Annotated in this window: 16 protein-coding genes and 1 pseudogene; 6 read left to right on the plus strand and 11 right to left on the minus strand. The window is 47.7% G+C overall.

The annotated features are described in order from the left end of the window. Nucleotides 1-48: 48 nt before the first annotated feature. Nucleotides 49-1593, plus strand: a complete 1545-nt coding sequence (ilvA, locus tag NDI44_RS03835; RefSeq protein ID WP_190412445.1) for a threonine ammonia-lyase, biosynthetic — start codon at nt 49-51, stop codon at nt 1591-1593. A 128-nt stretch (nt 1594-1721) separates the two neighbouring features. Here ilvA and NDI44_RS03840 read toward each other — a convergent pair whose 3' ends face one another. The 3 genes from NDI44_RS03840 to NDI44_RS03850 all read right to left on the minus strand — a co-directional run bounded on the left by NDI44_RS03840 (nt 1722) and on the right by NDI44_RS03850 (nt 4562). After that, nucleotides 1722-2831 (minus strand): vWA domain-containing protein, encoded by a 1110-nt coding sequence (locus NDI44_RS03840; RefSeq protein ID WP_190412446.1) that lies wholly within the window; start codon nt 2829-2831, stop codon nt 1722-1724. A gap of 334 nt (nt 2832-3165) precedes the next feature. Next, nucleotides 3166-4071 (minus strand): type 1 glutamine amidotransferase domain-containing protein, encoded by a 906-nt coding sequence (locus NDI44_RS03845; RefSeq protein WP_199304826.1) that lies wholly within the window; start codon nt 4069-4071, stop codon nt 3166-3168. Nucleotides 4072-4259: 188 nt separating this feature from the next. Further along, nucleotides 4260-4562, minus strand: coding sequence for a hypothetical protein (locus NDI44_RS03850; RefSeq protein WP_190412447.1), 303 nt, complete (start codon nt 4560-4562; stop codon nt 4260-4262). Nucleotides 4563-4671: 109 nt separating this feature from the next. Here NDI44_RS03850 and NDI44_RS03855 point away from each other — a divergent pair, with 109 nt between their 5' ends. Together NDI44_RS03855 and NDI44_RS03860 are read left to right on the plus strand one after the other, a co-directional pair. Beyond that, nucleotides 4672-5895, plus strand: coding sequence for an ROK family transcriptional regulator (locus tag NDI44_RS03855; protein WP_190412448.1), 1224 nt, complete (start codon nt 4672-4674; stop codon nt 5893-5895). A 192-nt stretch (nt 5896-6087) separates the two neighbouring features. Next, a complete protein-coding gene (locus NDI44_RS03860; protein ID WP_190412449.1) occupies nt 6088-7410 on the plus strand; it encodes an amino acid permease in 1323 nt (440 codons plus the stop codon). A 191-nt stretch (nt 7411-7601) separates the two neighbouring features. Here the strand turns inward: NDI44_RS03860 and NDI44_RS03865 are convergent, their stop codons facing one another. The 6 genes from NDI44_RS03865 to NDI44_RS03890 form a co-directional block, all read right to left on the minus strand. Further along, entirely contained in the window at nt 7602-8333 is a 732-nt protein-coding gene (locus tag NDI44_RS03865; protein WP_190412450.1) for a tetratricopeptide repeat protein, read from the minus strand. Nucleotides 8334-8644: 311 nt separating this feature from the next. Beyond that, the gene (locus tag NDI44_RS03870; RefSeq protein ID WP_190412451.1) at nt 8645-9115 is read right to left on the minus strand and encodes a cupin domain-containing protein; all 471 of its coding nucleotides are present in this window, start codon (nt 9113-9115) and stop codon (nt 8645-8647) included. A gap of 173 nt (nt 9116-9288) precedes the next feature. Beyond that, complete coding sequence (locus tag NDI44_RS03875) at nt 9289-9588, minus strand: hypothetical protein (protein WP_190412452.1); 300 nt, start codon at nt 9586-9588, stop codon at nt 9289-9291. A 167-nt stretch (nt 9589-9755) separates the two neighbouring features. Beyond that, on the minus strand, nt 9756-10235 hold the full coding sequence (locus NDI44_RS03880; protein WP_190412453.1) for a GNAT family N-acetyltransferase: 480 nt from the start codon (nt 10233-10235) through the stop codon (nt 9756-9758). 100 nt (nt 10236-10335) lie between these two features. After that, nucleotides 10336-10581, minus strand: a complete 246-nt coding sequence (locus NDI44_RS03885; RefSeq protein WP_190412454.1) for a hypothetical protein — start codon at nt 10579-10581, stop codon at nt 10336-10338. Nucleotides 10582-10594: 13 nt separating this feature from the next. Continuing rightward, entirely contained in the window at nt 10595-11185 is a 591-nt protein-coding gene (locus tag NDI44_RS03890) for a PadR family transcriptional regulator (protein WP_190412455.1), read from the minus strand. Nucleotides 11186-11661: 476 nt separating this feature from the next. Between NDI44_RS03890 and NDI44_RS03895 the strand changes: the two genes are divergently transcribed. The 3 genes from NDI44_RS03895 to NDI44_RS03905 all read left to right on the plus strand — a co-directional run bounded on the left by NDI44_RS03895 (nt 11662) and on the right by NDI44_RS03905 (nt 13855). Then, nucleotides 11662-11928, plus strand: a complete 267-nt coding sequence (locus tag NDI44_RS03895; protein WP_190412456.1) for a hypothetical protein — start codon at nt 11662-11664, stop codon at nt 11926-11928. Nucleotides 11929-12011: 83 nt separating this feature from the next. Then, nucleotides 12012-12455, plus strand: coding sequence for an ester cyclase (locus NDI44_RS03900; RefSeq protein ID WP_242030512.1), 444 nt, complete (start codon nt 12012-12014; stop codon nt 12453-12455). A gap of 206 nt (nt 12456-12661) precedes the next feature. Beyond that, the gene (locus NDI44_RS03905) at nt 12662-13855 is read left to right on the plus strand and encodes a GUN4 domain-containing protein (protein WP_190412457.1); all 1194 of its coding nucleotides are present in this window, start codon (nt 12662-12664) and stop codon (nt 13853-13855) included. Here NDI44_RS03905 and NDI44_RS03910 read toward each other — a convergent pair. Together NDI44_RS03910 and NDI44_RS03915 are read right to left on the minus strand one after the other, a co-directional pair. Further along, nucleotides 13833-14453, minus strand: a complete 621-nt coding sequence (locus NDI44_RS03910) for an alpha-ketoglutarate-dependent dioxygenase AlkB (RefSeq protein WP_190412458.1) — start codon at nt 14451-14453, stop codon at nt 13833-13835. The two genes, NDI44_RS03905 and NDI44_RS03910, sit on opposite strands and share 23 nt — an antisense overlap. A gap of 46 nt (nt 14454-14499) precedes the next feature. Then, nucleotides 14500-14661, minus strand: a pseudogene (locus NDI44_RS03915) (TrpB-like pyridoxal-phosphate dependent enzyme); the annotation flags it as partial. Nucleotides 14662-14705: the final 44 nt, after the last annotated feature.

The raw sequence follows: 14705 nt of genomic DNA on the forward strand, positions 1-14705 counted from the left end.
GTGAAGTAAAATTGTCTTCCATCCGCCATCTGTAACCCCCTTCACCCCATGCTTTGCGACTACCTGGTACAAATCCTGACGGCTCGTGTCTATGATGTCGCCCAAGAAACGCCCCTAGAATACGCCCCAAATCTCTCCGCACGGCTGAATAATAAACTCCTGCTCAAACGGGAGGATATGCAATCAGTCTTTTCCTTCAAGTTGCGGGGTGCTTACAACAAGATGGCGCACCTGTCGCCGGATATGCTGGCGCAGGGTGTCATTGCTGCATCCGCAGGGAACCATGCCCAAGGAGTCGCCCTGGCTGCGCGTCAGTTAGGAACGCGATCGCTTATCGTCATGCCAGTCACCACGCCGCAAGTGAAGGTGGATGCCGTTAAAGCGCGTGGGGGAGAAGTTGTATTGCATGGAGATACTTACGACGATGCTTATGCTTTTGCCCGTCAGATGGAAGCCGAAAAAGGCTTAACCTTTATTCACCCCTTTGACGATCCGCACGTAATTGCCGGACAGGGGACAATTGGGATGGAAATTCTGCGGCAATGTCAGCAACCCATTCATGCTATTTTTGTGGCGATTGGCGGTGGTGGATTAATCGCTGGTATTGCGGCGTATGTAAAAAGGTTGCGTCCCGATATTAAGATTATTGGCGTTGAACCCGTTGATGCCGATGCGATGCATCAATCCCTGAAAGCTGGAAAACGGGTGCGCTTGTCGAATGTCGGTTTATTTGCCGATGGGGTTGCAGTGCGGGAAGTGGGGGAAGAAACCTTCCGGCTGTGTCAAGAGTATGTCGATGAAATCATTCTGGTGGATACGGATGACACTTGTGCTGCAATTAAAGACGTATTTGAGGATACGCGATCGATTTTAGAACCAGCAGGTGCATTAGCGATCGCGGGCGCTAAAGCCTACGTCGAACGGGAGCAAATTGAAGGACAAACGCTAGTTGCTGTTGCCTGCGGTGCTAACATGAACTTCGATCGCCTCCGCTTTGTCGCAGAACGAGCCGAGTTTGGCGAACGCCGCGAAGCCATTTATGCCGTTACAATTCCCGAACAACCGGGCAGTCTCCGCAAGTTTTGCGAATGTCTTGGCAGACGCAATCTTACTGAGTTTAGCTATCGCATTGCCGATGAAAAAGAAGCCCAAATTTTTGTCGGCGTGCAAATTCAAAACCGTGCCGATGCTGCAAAGATGGCAGAAAGTTTTGAAGCTTGCGGGTTCAAAACCCTTGACTTAACCGATGACGAGCTGACCAAATTGCACTTACGTCACATGGTTGGCGGACGTTCTCCCCTCGCTTGCGATGAATTGCTTTATCGCTTCGAGTTTCCCGAACGTCCCGGTGCATTAATGAAGTTTGTCGGTTCTATGAGTCCCAACTGGAATATTAGTATGTTCCACTATCGCAACAATGGCGCAGACTACGGGCGAATTGTCGTAGGGATGCAAGTGCCTCCCCGCGAGATGGAAGAGTGGCAAGCATTCCTCGATACCCTCGGTTATCGCTATTGGGATGAAAGCAAGAATCCCGCCTACAAGCTGTTTTTGGGACAGGAAAATTGTATCCCGCTCTCGCCCTATCGCTAATACACCTAATACACAATAGGGCTTACGCACCAACCCGTTACGGTTGCATCTTTGTTTCCTTTTCGGCTTCTGCGTAAGTCCTGAATATCTCAAACCAAGTTTGAATTAACTCTAGAGTAGCCCAGGAATTATTGAAGCTTAAATCCTTTAGCTGCTAATTGCTTGCGGAGACTTTGAATAATTACAGAATCAAGGGTATTTTTGCTACTACTAGCACTAACCTGGCGCTGTTTTTCAACATATTCGCTACGCTTTTGATATAAGTCGCGGATCGTTTTTTGAATTGTCTCCCTTTCGGCCTTCTTCGCTGCTACATATTCTTGCTTTTGAGCTAAAGTCATCCCTTGCATAGCTTTCGGCAAAGCATTATTCGGTAATTTCTCAAGGCTAACGATTCCCTTGTCGAGAGCATCAATCAAATCCCAAGAAGCATTGTTGTAATAGGCAGAAGCTTTGGAGTTCCCACGCATAGCCAAATTCATGCCGGAGTTACTATCTTCAATCGTCTGACGCTGTTGTCCAACTTCTCCTTCTGCACCATAGGGAATGTAAGTTTGATTGAGCTTATCATTCCAAGTAGCAATTTGCTCATCGTAAGGAGACTTAATAAATTCAGTTTTTTCGTCTTGATTAATATTGAAGTGGCTACCTTGTGCTAAATAAGCTCCTGAAGCCCAAAGTTGTCGCTCCCGATCTTCTGATAAACCACAGTAGATAGTATTCACTAAAGTATTTCCCTTAGCAGCGAGATCGACTGCTTCGCGCCAAACTATCGGGCCTTGATCGAATGATTCATTACCCGCAATAAAAATAACCCGAAAATCTGCTTTATCTTTACTCCAGTTTAATTCTTTTACGGCTGAGCGGATTACCCAGCCAGCATATTCTTGACCGCCGTTGGTCTGAATACTAAATAGCTTTTCGGAAACTAAATCTAATTCTGGAGTAAATCCAGTTAAAAGTCTGACAAAACCTTCTTCAGAGGGCAAATTATCATTTCCATAATGGTATAAAGCCACTTCTAATTCTGGGACTTCGCTATCTTTAGTTACTTTAGTTAAAGAGTTGACAATTTGCCAAAGTTGAGTACGAGTTTGGTCTATGAGTCCATCCATACTATTACTAGAATCTAAAAGGATGGCGATCTGAATCTTAGCTTTAGCAAATGCTTTGGTAGGAAAACATAGAATGCTTAAGGTTAGGGCTGTAGCGAATAAAATCCGAGTTATTTTCTGCATAGATTTTTTAATTGCTGGATAAAGGAGTATTTTCTGCTAATTTCAGCTAAATTTAGCTTATTGATATCTCCGTTGCCAAAAATGTAACAACAAGTACAGGCAAAATCCAGCGATCAAACCTTTCTGGAAAGTTAAATCGCTGAGTAGCGATTAGGGACTTCAACCACAAGCAACGTCAACCGTTATTGGATATCACGACCAAAGGCAAGAATGGCTGTTCGTTTTAAGATCCGAACAGCCATTCTGCTCCTGTGAGATGAGGGTTACAGACAAAGACGATTGCGAAACGGGTTGGGGTGCAAGGGACAAGCGTCAGTGTCTTGGCAAATTTACATTAAGCCTTTCCTAAAAAATGCTTCCTGACCCAGATGGGGATAACTCGCGCCTCGTCGAGCGCTTCGACGAACTCTTGGGCGATCGCGCGATCCGAGGCAAGATTCTGACCGGAGATCAGCTCTCTGTCCTGCACAACAAAGCTTTGGTCGCTCGAACCATGCTCAACCCGACCGCCAGCGCTGGCTAGCGCATCGGCGACGTAGAACGGCACCTGACCGTCGAGTATCTCCCGTTCAATCGGATACTCTTCTTCGTTCGAGAAGCTGGTCATGCGGTAGCCAGCATATTGCCAATCCGCAGCAGCCGCCTTCGCCGCCTCTCGATCGCCATCTACGAGAGCCTTCCGGTAGGCGGTGGCGTTCGGCAAAGCGGCTAGCGTTGCAACTGAGCCGTGGCACAAGAAGGCGCTTGGCTTCGACGTTTTATGGAAGTAGCGCAGTATCTGTCCGAGGTCGGGATCTTGCATTAAGTCATTCATCGGTGCATAACCACCGGGAACGTAGACACCGATGTAGCGATCCAATCCCTCTGACAAAACCGCTTTTAATGTCTTCGGGTTCTGCATACTGGGGTAGCTGTCAAGGAATGCGATCGCGTGTTGTAGCGCTTCGGGATCGTTGTCGAAGCGGGAGTCCTTGGCATGAGCAAGAATGACGGGTTTTTTGCCATCGGGTGTGGCAATGACCACCTCGTAGCCAGCTTCAATGAACTGCTGGACTGGCACGGTAAGGTCTTCTAGGGAGTACCCTGTGGGAACGACGCGATAATTTTTCAGTTGCAGTGTGTTCGTGCTAGAAGCCACCAGTAGCACGCGACCTAGGCTTTTTGCCGAGGAGGGTTGCTCCGGTAGGCTGGTGAGAGCTTTTGAGAACAGAGAGGTCATCATATTCTTTGTGGAGTTCATGGATATTTCCTTCATCAATGGGTTTGTCGAGTGCTGCACAGGTTGAAATCTAGAACCCCTATCCTGCTTGCGCGGGAAGTTACACAGGGGTTAGCACAGTGCAATTGGGGTTGAGATGATGGGGTAATAACCTTGACACAGCAAAATTGAGTTTTCATGTTCTCAAGAACATCGCTTACCGTATGGGCTTAGTCGCTGATGTTCCAGAGATTCGGTTGTGATCTGCGATAATGTCGTTCATCCAGCCAAATCGTCAATTCTTGCCTGTCGTCAAAGCGGATAGTGCGATCGCTTGCCGGATCGCAAACTCGCCAGTATTTGTTGCCAGCGCGATCGCTTTTTTGCTGGATTCGCGGTTCGCCAGCGGGTGTGTACCAGTCATTGGCAAAAGCCTGCCACATCCCCTTTAGCTTTAAACCGGCTAACTCACCTACCTGGGGAGAAAGTTGTTCAAGCTGGTTGTAATTCCGTTTTTGTTGGAAGGTTCGCATAACTGAGACCGATTAACTTCAATAATTTCATCTTAGATTGTTTGTTTAACGAACAAACTAACTCATGATAGTTTGTCATTACAACAAACAACAGGGCGGATAGTTTCTTATGAAGACAAATGCCAACCAGAAAAAACTTACGACTGATGCCAGCCTGCTCAAGCAAATCAACTTTGCTCGGATTCTCAGTTTGCTACGCTATCACCCCCGCCTCAGCCGCGCCGAGATTGCACGACGAACCGGCTTAACTCGTTCAACCGTTACCGTGATTACGGCAGAACTGATTGCAACTGGACTCCTGCGAGAAGGAAAGGAAACTGCATCTGGAACAGAAGGGGGGCGTCCTGGGGTGGAGTTAGAACTCGATCCAGAGGGAGCCTTTTTTATCGGAGTTGCCCTTGGGGATGAAAATATCCGCGTCATTGAACTCAACCTGGCAGCACAAGTGACTCGTCGAGTAGAAGCATCCATGACCGCAGACACCGATCCAGCAACCGTTACCCGGCAATTAGTCGAGTTGATTCAACAAGTCTGGCAGGCAAATCCAGACGGCGAAGCGAAATATCGGGGAATTGGCATCACGGTTCCAGGCTCCTTAAATCGGGAAGGAATTATCCTTCGTGCCCCTAGATTGCATTGGCAGAATGTGGACTTGCGACCTTATTTGAATCCTCATCTGGATGTGCCGTTGTTTATCGAGAATGATGCGAATGCAGGTGCGCTTGTCGAGACGTATTTGAGTGGCTCGATGCCCAGCCATAGCTTGCTCTACCTGTTTCTGGGTGTCGGGGTGGGGGCGGGAATAGTACTGAATAATCGTTTGTTACGGGGGGCGGGGGGCACTGCGAGCGAAGTTCGCGAACTGATGATTGACCCGCATAGTTCTCAGACATCCGTAGGAGGGCGTGCGGGGACGCTAGAAGCTTTATGCAGCAAGGTTGGGCTATTGAGTGCCTATCATCAACAAAGTGGAGAGACGAGCGACCTGAATACGCTACTGTCTCGGTTGGAACAAGCGGATGCGATCGCGCAAGCGGTTGTGAAACAGTGGGGAATGTATCTGAGTTGGGGTGTACGAGGGTTAGTGGGTGTACTCAACCCGGAACGGATTGTCTTTGGAGGATCGCTGGCGGTGCTGGTGCCCTACGTGCAAGAGCAATTGGATGAGATGTTGCAAAATTGTCTGCCCGATAGAAGCGGATATGGCTTTGACAGTGCAGCTCGATTCCGGTTAGAGATTTCCCAATTTGGAGAAGATTCGGCGGCGATTGGTGGTGCAGTACTGGTTTATGAATCATTATTTCAGATGCCGGATCTGCTGCTGCTGCACTAATTATTCTGGATGAAGCTGCTACCCAAGCCATTCTCGATCGCCTAAATGTGGCGAAACAGTCCTTATTTGCAAGCCTTGTTTAATCGTGGCTTGTGTCTTAGCAATTTGCGATCGCGCTTCCACCTCCTACCCCCTATACTGACGAGCAGAAAGATTGCAAGATTGGGTAAATACAAGGATAAGAAAAATTTTATGGAACCGAATGCAGAAGCGGATTCACTCAAGCGAGTGTTTGGATTGCCGACGCTGGTGATTTATGGGGTTGGGGATATTCTCGGTGCCGGAATATATGCAGTGGTTGGAAAAATTGCCGGACTTTCCGGCTCTTTGGTTTGGGTTTCTTTCCTGGTATCCATGACTGTTGCGGCACTCACTGCATTAAGTTATGCAGAACTCGGTAATCGAGTTCCCCAAAGCGGAGGAGTCGCTAGTTTCATCCACAGAGCATTTCGCCGGGATTGGCTCTCAATCTTGGTAGGCTGGTTGATGTTTTGTACCTGTCTTGTTTCAATGGCGACGCTCTCAAAAGCGTTTGCAGGCTATCTCAATGCTTTTGCTCCAGCGATTCCAGATTGGTTGATTATCCTGGCGCTATTTGCGGGTCTTGCATTTGTCAATTTTAGGGGAATGCAGGAGTCCTCAGCCTTAAATATTTTTTGCACGTCTCTTGAAGTTTCAGGTCTTCTGATTGTTATCTTTGTCGCCACCGTTTTCCTCATCGGGAACCCAGCAGGCGCGGCGAATCCGGTTCCCATCCCCGTCCCCAACGCACCACCGATTGGTTGGATAGCCGTGGTTCAGGGAGCAGCACTCGCCTTCTACGCCTTCATTGGGTTTGAGGATATTGTCAATGTTTCCGAGGAAGTGAAAGATCCCCAGCGCAATGTTCCGAGAGCAATTCTTCTTTCCCTGGGGATTGCCGGTATCATTTATGTTCTCGTTTCCTGGCTTGCCGTTCAGGTAATCAGTTCGGCGGAACTTGCCGCCTCGAAAGCTCCTCTTCTCGAAGTCGTTCAGCGATCGCAGCCAAATTTTCCAGCAGTCATCTTTTCACTGATTGCGCTGTTCGCCGTTCTCAATACTGCTTTGCTGAATTTTGTCACGGCATCGCGGCTGCTTTACGGAATGTCGCGGGAAGGACTGCTTCCAGCTTGGTTAGGAAAATTACATCCACGCCGCGCAACTCCTTACCGAACGCTGGTTGTCATTCTCCCGCTCGTGATTTTTCTCGCGCTTTCAGGTACACTTCAATTCCTAGCCGGAACAACTGCAACCTTGATTCTGGCAATGTTCTCTCTCGTCAACCTCTCACTGCTAGTCATTAAACGGCAAGAACCCCAAACCACTGGGTTTCAGGTTCCTGCTGCGATTCCGGCTTTAGCACTAATTTCCAACTTAGTTCTGATTGCCTTTGCCTCTCGTGAAAGTCACATTTTGGCGTTAGTGTTTACAGGTTTAGGCATTCTCATCATTTTAATTCGCAATGCTCTTAGCAGGAGATTACCAAGCTCCTAACTTTATCTGCGATACAGCTTGATCGCATTCAGTTGAAGGATAGAATGCGATCGCTCAATTAGATTGCAAACTGTAAATCTAGCTATCACACTTTACTCTCCAAGCATTGGTCGTACCTGCAATCTCTAGAAGTTCCAATTAGAACCGTTATAAATAGAGATTCAAACAGGACTATACTGCTCTTTTTCTTTTTACCGATCAGCCTGTTCACGCGTTAATAACAAAGCTTTCTGGATGGCTGCTTTTCCTTCTTCTGTTCTGTCTACAGCATTGAGCAAAAATCCCAGGTTATAGTAAGCTGCCGCATAGCTTGGATCAAGCTTGATCGCTTCTTCAAACACTGCAATTGCTGCATCAAATCGACCTTGATTACCAAATACTTGTCCGAGGTATTCATATACAACAACCGAATTTGGTGCCAGTTTTATGGTGCGCTGAAGTACGCTGATAGCATCTTTGTATTTGCCCTGCTTATTCAAAGCTACACCTAAATGGTAATGTGCTGCTACAGATTGAGGAGCAACCTGAATTGCATATTGAAAGCTAGTAATTGCCTCGTCGTATTTCTCTAGATTTATAAGTACCATACCAAGACCAACAAAGGCATCTGGTTGGCTTAAATCAATCTCGATCGCTTTTCGATAGATTGTCATAGCCTCTTCAAATCTTTGCTTATCGGCTAGTGTCGCAGCCATATTCAGGTAAGCTGCTGAATAATTAGGTGCAATCCTAATAGCGTTTTGGTAGGCAGAGATAGCTTCTTCACGCTTACCTTGATAATCCAAAGCCATTCCTAACTTGAGGTAGACATACGCATTACTAGGATCGTGCTTCAGAAAACGCCTCCATATTGACTCAGCCTCAACATATTCACCAGCTTGCTGTGCTAAATCTCCGGATTGAAGTAGTTTTTCCAAATCCATAAATTTTCTCCCCATTCTGGGGTTATCTATATCGGTCTTATCCAGTATTAACCTAATGTCGCAATCTACCCCTCCGATGCAGCTTTACCGCTTACTTGAGGGGAAGTCTTCGCAGAACAGGAACGATCGCTCCTCGCTGTAGGTTGGGTTGAGTCTGTCACGCCCTTGCTTGTAAATCAGTAGGTAACGTGACAAACATGGCTCGATTTGGCGATTGCGCGGAGCGCAGCGCCAGAGGCGATCGCATTCAGTTGAAAGATAGAATGCGATCGCCCAACGTTTCGATGCAGCGCGGTTGTTAGGCAGTGCTATTAATATGCGCGACCATCTTTGTGCGTTAAAGCCCATTCGCCATTCGGCAATTGTGTTGCTTTGAGATCGTCATTTGGGAATACAACCTCATCTCCCTCAGTGCGATCGCCAACCTCAAGATAGGTTACATTTTCCTGGGATCGATTAATCAGTTGATGGGCGATACCTGTGCCTGCCTTAAATCCATAGCAGTCACCGGGATGCAAAACGAATTCCTCTTCGTCGAGTACCAGCGTTGGACTGCCTTCCAATACCAAGATAAATTCTTCTTGCTTTGAGTGGCTGTGAGCAAGAGCAGAAACTGCACCGGGTGAGAGATGGGTTAAGTTAACTCCAAAATGAGTCAACCCAAAATAGTCACCCAGTTTTCGCTTTTGTCGTCCCTGAACAAGGGAAGCATAAGGTTCTGGGTATATTGTCTTACCGCTCGGTGCTGAAATCGATTCAGATGAAATTGGCGATTGTTTCATAACTTACCCTTCCTTGTTAGGTTAATGGCGTAACAAGCCCAAGCTTGCTTTACTTTTCCCGTATCGTCAAACCATAGCACTTCAGTTACTATGCCCCGATACCCTCGGTAATACAGCGTGATGCTATCTACACAATGCTCATTTATCCACCCGTTATTTCCCTGGGCTTGCTATTAGATACCCCACGTATTATCCCAGCCATCGCACTCTTGAATCAGTTGATGTACCGCAGCATCTGCGGTTGAAAATGTACCGCAATTAGTTCTTTTTGTTCCAGATGCCGCATGACCCACATCTTGATACAACGCAAACTGACCATCCTCAGAGTAAATAGAGAGCGTAATAGCAACGCCATTTGTATACTGTTTCCACAAGCTAACAAATGAAGCTCCTTGTGGTATCAGATTTCTATCTTTGACATCACAAATCCATTGCCGTTGTTGCAAGTCTGTCCGCGTATTTTCCTCTATCATTACATTCCATGCTCTTATCGTATTTGAGTTGTACTATTGCCTAAACAAACACTAATTGAGCCAAAACTGCACTAGACACCGATTCTAAACAAGGATTTACAAGAACGAACAGGCGATCGCATTAAGTTGAAGGATACAATGCGATCGCGAAATCAACACATTTGCACTTAAAGCTTCTTGAAGTATCTGGCAACTGGGAATAGCTCAAAGCCCGCCTTTTCATAGGTGTGACGGGCTGGGGCATGACCGGGATCGCCCCCAGTCTCAACCATAGCAATAGACATCCCAGCATCTTTCATCCAAGCCAGAGCGAATTCTATCAGCGCACTACCAATGCCGCGACCTTGAAAGTCCGGATCGACAGCAACCATGTAGATTTCACCCATGCTGTCCTCTGAGTGGAGTTTCACGGCTACAAAGCCCACAGCAGAACCTGCATCGATCGCAACCCATACATTCGTGTCTTCCGCAGCGCAGACATCCTCGACCGCTTTTTGCTGGCTTACGCGCCAATGATTGGGATAGAATGCCTGGTACACATCAGCGTTCATCGCGTTCTGAATCGAATCAAAGACTGGAGTCCACGCCCGAAGCGAAAGACGAATAACAGCATCAAGGTGGCGAGGCTCGTATGGTTCAATTTGCATTCCCACATGAACTCCAGTTAACTCTGCAAGCTTTATCCAACATACTACAATATAATACAAGCTCTGATAGCTTGGTTTTGAATGCTTACAGCAACTTGCCTCAATCGACGCCAATCGGTTTTCGCAAGTTTGAGAGTTCCGCTTCTAGATCGAGAATCTTGGCTTTTGCAGTCGCCCGTTCCTGGTGAAGCGTTTCCCGAAGATGGTGTAGAGATTTCTTCAACCGTTCAATTTTCTGCTGTGCATCAGTGTTTTGAAAGGCTCTCATCTGTGGTAAACCCTCAGCGTCTTGACCCAGAATACGACAGACAGCACCGCAAGTTGGGCAGTTCGTTACCTCTAACATAACAACCTCCCGCTTACTGCTCTGCAAGCAGCTTGTAAATCTCACGCTTTACCTGAACAAGCAGATCGCGTACTCGATTGGCTTGCTCCACATTGCCACTTCGAGCAACTTGGGTGACAGCATCATTCAACTGGGTTAAAGTATGCCGCAATTCAATCAATTCAGAAGGCTTATTTTCTGTAAAACTGTCGTGAGGGTTTCTTGAATGGGAGTGCTGGTTGCGATCGCTCAAGAATTGTCTGCCACTCTCGGTAATCGTATAAACCCGCTTGCCCTCGACTTCCTCACTGGTCAAATAACCGCCTTCTTCCAGCATCTGAAGCGTTGGATAGACAGAGCCTGGACTAGGGCGGCGAAAGCCACCGCGACGTGCTTCTAGCTCTTTCATCAATTCATAACCATGCTGGGGACGCTCAGATAGAAGCCCAAGCAGAAGGAACTTAATGTCACCGCGACGAGTGCGAGGCTCATCTCCCCATCCGCCACCCGACGAACCTCTGCGTCCATGTCGCCCACTCATAAAGAATGGATTGCTCAGTCCTTGTCCTTCTCCTGCCCATGCTGGTACAAAAAAACTGGGATGAAATTGTCTGTGTCTGAACATACTTTGCTCCTTGTGGTTGTGAGTTATCGCGATATATCGTTAAATCTAAAATCAATCTATCGCGATATATCGGATTTGACAATCACAAGTTTTACATACCTGCTCAGTTGTCAATTGCCCATTAAAAATTTGAGTTAGGGTAAAAAGACCAAGAGAGGTTGAGTGTAACTCAACCTCTTAACGCTCTCGCATCTCCATTTTGTTCATCGACGTTGACAAAAACAGGAAAGCTCACAGCCTTGATTGCTTGCCGGGAAAAGATTTCAGACGTTGTGGTACTCAATTGTCAGGAACGGTGCCATACCCCTAAAAGAGAAGTTTGTAGTATATTAGTAGCACGTCTCAACCCCTCATGGTTTCGTTAGCGCTCGATCGGGCTTTGCCTAAAGCAAATCGTAGAACTGTTGCTTCCGGAGGTACAAGGCAGCATACATTACACCCCTTGGCGTAGGCATATCAGAGCCAGAGGCAACACATTGGGCTACAGTCAAACCCCCTGCACAAAACCACGACCTAGTATTCAATGTTCAAAAGTAACACGGACATCTGGCAGCGATCGCGCTTGTTTAGTGTTGGGTGAGTGCAATCCGTATCCTCCAAAAGGTGTCTTTGCTCGTAGTAGATCACCTTTGCACCACCGCCGTCAAACCAGCAGTCCGTACAGTATGGTGTTAGTCCACGCTGCATCTGTTGATAGTGCGATCGCTCATCACCGTAGATTGAATCGGGCTTTGGAAAACTAACATCTCATTATTTATGTGATTCATTTGGCAGCATTGCGGTTGTTTGCCAGCACTTAGCATCACCGTTGTGCAGCAAATAATAATTGGTTGTAATTGTCTTTGGTATGATTAGCGATATGAAATCGCCCAAAGAAGTTCTACACGACTGGGTTGCGGCCTATAACGCTCGCGATCCTTACGCACTCATCGAGCTTTATCACGATGATGCCATCAACCATCAGGTTGCTTTTGGTGCCCCACTTCAAGGGCGCGAGGTACTGCTTGAGAGTTTCATCGCCTTCTTCAATGCCTTTCCAGACAACTACACGCATCCTGAAAATATCTTCGAGGATGGTGAGTGGGCGATCGTTGAGTGGAGCGGTGGCGGTACATTCTTGGGTGAGCTTGGCGGCAACCCACCAACCGGCAAGAGTTTTACACTACGCGGGTGTGGCTTCTTTCAGGTCATTGATGGCAAAATTCGTTTCCAGCGTGGCTACATAGACAAGTACACTTGGTTCACGCAAATTGGTTTACCAGTCTCATAGGCTTGTAAGTGTTGCACAACAACGAAGCTCATCCGAGTGTCGGCAGCAAAGGCGGCTTAACTTTGCCTTTCGTCTTCTGAGTTTATCGGTGCGGACAAATAGAGAGATCGCCTTTGTATCTCAAACTGAAACAAAGCAACTGATTCAATCGCAAACTTGCCAGACTGGAAACGACATCAAGATTAAAGAATACTTAAGCTAGCGATATGAAGCGCTCTATTGCAGTTGGACTACTGACATTTCTGGCTATTGGCTGTAGCACCAATCTTCCAACATCCTCCACTCAATCTCCCGCACCTGTAGCAATTGCTGCCAAACCTGCTGCCAACTCCTCAACCGTCCAAAGTCGGGATGTGTTTTATCTAAGCGATCGCTTTGGGTTTCGCTTCGTTTCCCCGCGTGGCTATGTCATCACGCCTACCGAAACGACTCAATCGACGAAGCCAAGTCCCCCGCTGGAAGTCCTAGAAGTCTGGCAGCAGAAAGATTTTTTGAACCGGGAGAATTTACCTGAAACTCCTCCGATCGTCAGCATCACTATTTACGACAACTCCAAGCGGTTGCCCCTCACCAGTTGGAAAGGCGAACTCAGCCAAAATGACGATCGCCCCCTCACCGTTGCGGGACAGAAAGCGATCGCTTACACTTCCACTGGACTCTACGAGTCTGATAACGTGCTATTCAGCAGTCCCGATGGTCGCTATGTATTTCGCCTACAAGGAGCCTACCTGCAAAAGAACGATTCCATCCGGCAGGTATATCAGGACACCGTTAAAAGCTTTACCTTCGATGCGATCGCTAGCACTTCTCCTAATAAATGGCGCATCAACTACAGCCACCTCAAAAGCCTTTTAGCCGCCGGTGACTGGCGGGGTGCGGATGTGGAGACTCGCGCCATCTTCCAGCGATTGCAGAAACTCCAAGGACAGGGTGCAGACTTACTCTACGGCAGCAAAACTCTGCTCAATAGTCTTCCCTGCGAAGACTTTCGTACCATAGATACCCTCTGGTCGCAAGCCAGTAAGGGACGCTTTGGGTACAGCGCTCAAAAGCGCATCTGGCAGCAAACTGCCTCCCAGACGAAAAATCCGAAAGCACGAGTTGAGAAGTTCGGTCAGGCAGTGGGATGGTATAGATCCCAACCATTGCCGGAAAAGAATCCTTTTGGGGTAGTGTTAGCTGGAACCAAATGGCGGTTGGATTCAGAACTGAATTCTACTGCTACCGCACCAATCGGACAGTTTCCCTGGGCAGGAATTTCCTCAAACTTACTGAGTGACATGCTCAGCGAACCCGGTTGTGGCAGTTGTACCACGGATGCCATTTATCTTGCTAGCGATCGCTATTACGACTACGTGCCTGCTTTGTTTACCAAGCTCAATCAGTGTCAAGTTCGCTAGTTAGGCGAACTGACAAGTCAATGACTCGAAAGGTCAAATTAATCCGGGGAGGAACCGGACGTTCAGTTTTAGGAATTTGATGCTGCCAGTAGTGCTGCGTTGTCCCTTGCATCAACAAGAAACTACCAGAAGTTAACTCCAGTTGATGCTTCAAGCCTTTCTCGGCTCGATGCCGCAGCATGAACCGCCGCGTTCCTCCCAAACTCAGAGAACCAATGACTGGATTGTGTCCTAGCTCCGGTTCATCATCGCTGTGCCAGCCCATACTGTCATTGCCATCTCGGTAGAGATTGAGCAACACGCTGTTGAACACCACACCAGAAACTGCTTCAGCCTTTGTCTTGAGGTCAAGTAGCGTGCGCGTCCAGGGAGAGGGGTGCATCGTGATGCCAGAGTAAGTGTAGGATACACCGGGATTGGCATACCAAGCCGTCAGTCTGGGTTGAGGCATTGAGCGCCCGTAGATGCTAATCCAGTCTTGTCGCCAGTCGATTGTTTCAGTCAGTTGTGTGAGCAAGCGATCGCTTTCCTCCCCATCCAGCAGAGACGGGTAGAATACGATATCTGCGTCAGGCAGTTGCAGAGGGACACTGAGCATAAAACAAACACAACTGAGAGCGGCAAGAAATCAGCTTTCCAGAACCCTAACCGACAGCAGGTAATCCTGCTAGAGCGATCGCGACTTCCTCTGCACTGTACTCAGTATCTATCAATTTTCCGGTCTGATAGTCCATGTACGCCTGCATATCAAAGTGCCCATGACCGCAAAGGTTAAACAAAATGACCTTACTTTCTCCCGACTCTTTGTACATTCGGGCTTACAGAGAAAGTAGCGGCTTTCTTGAGTTGA

This window comes from Trichocoleus sp. DQ-A3, from assembly GCF_039961975.1.
Taxonomy (GTDB): domain Bacteria; phylum Cyanobacteriota; class Cyanobacteriia; order Cyanobacteriales; family FACHB-T130; genus FACHB-T130.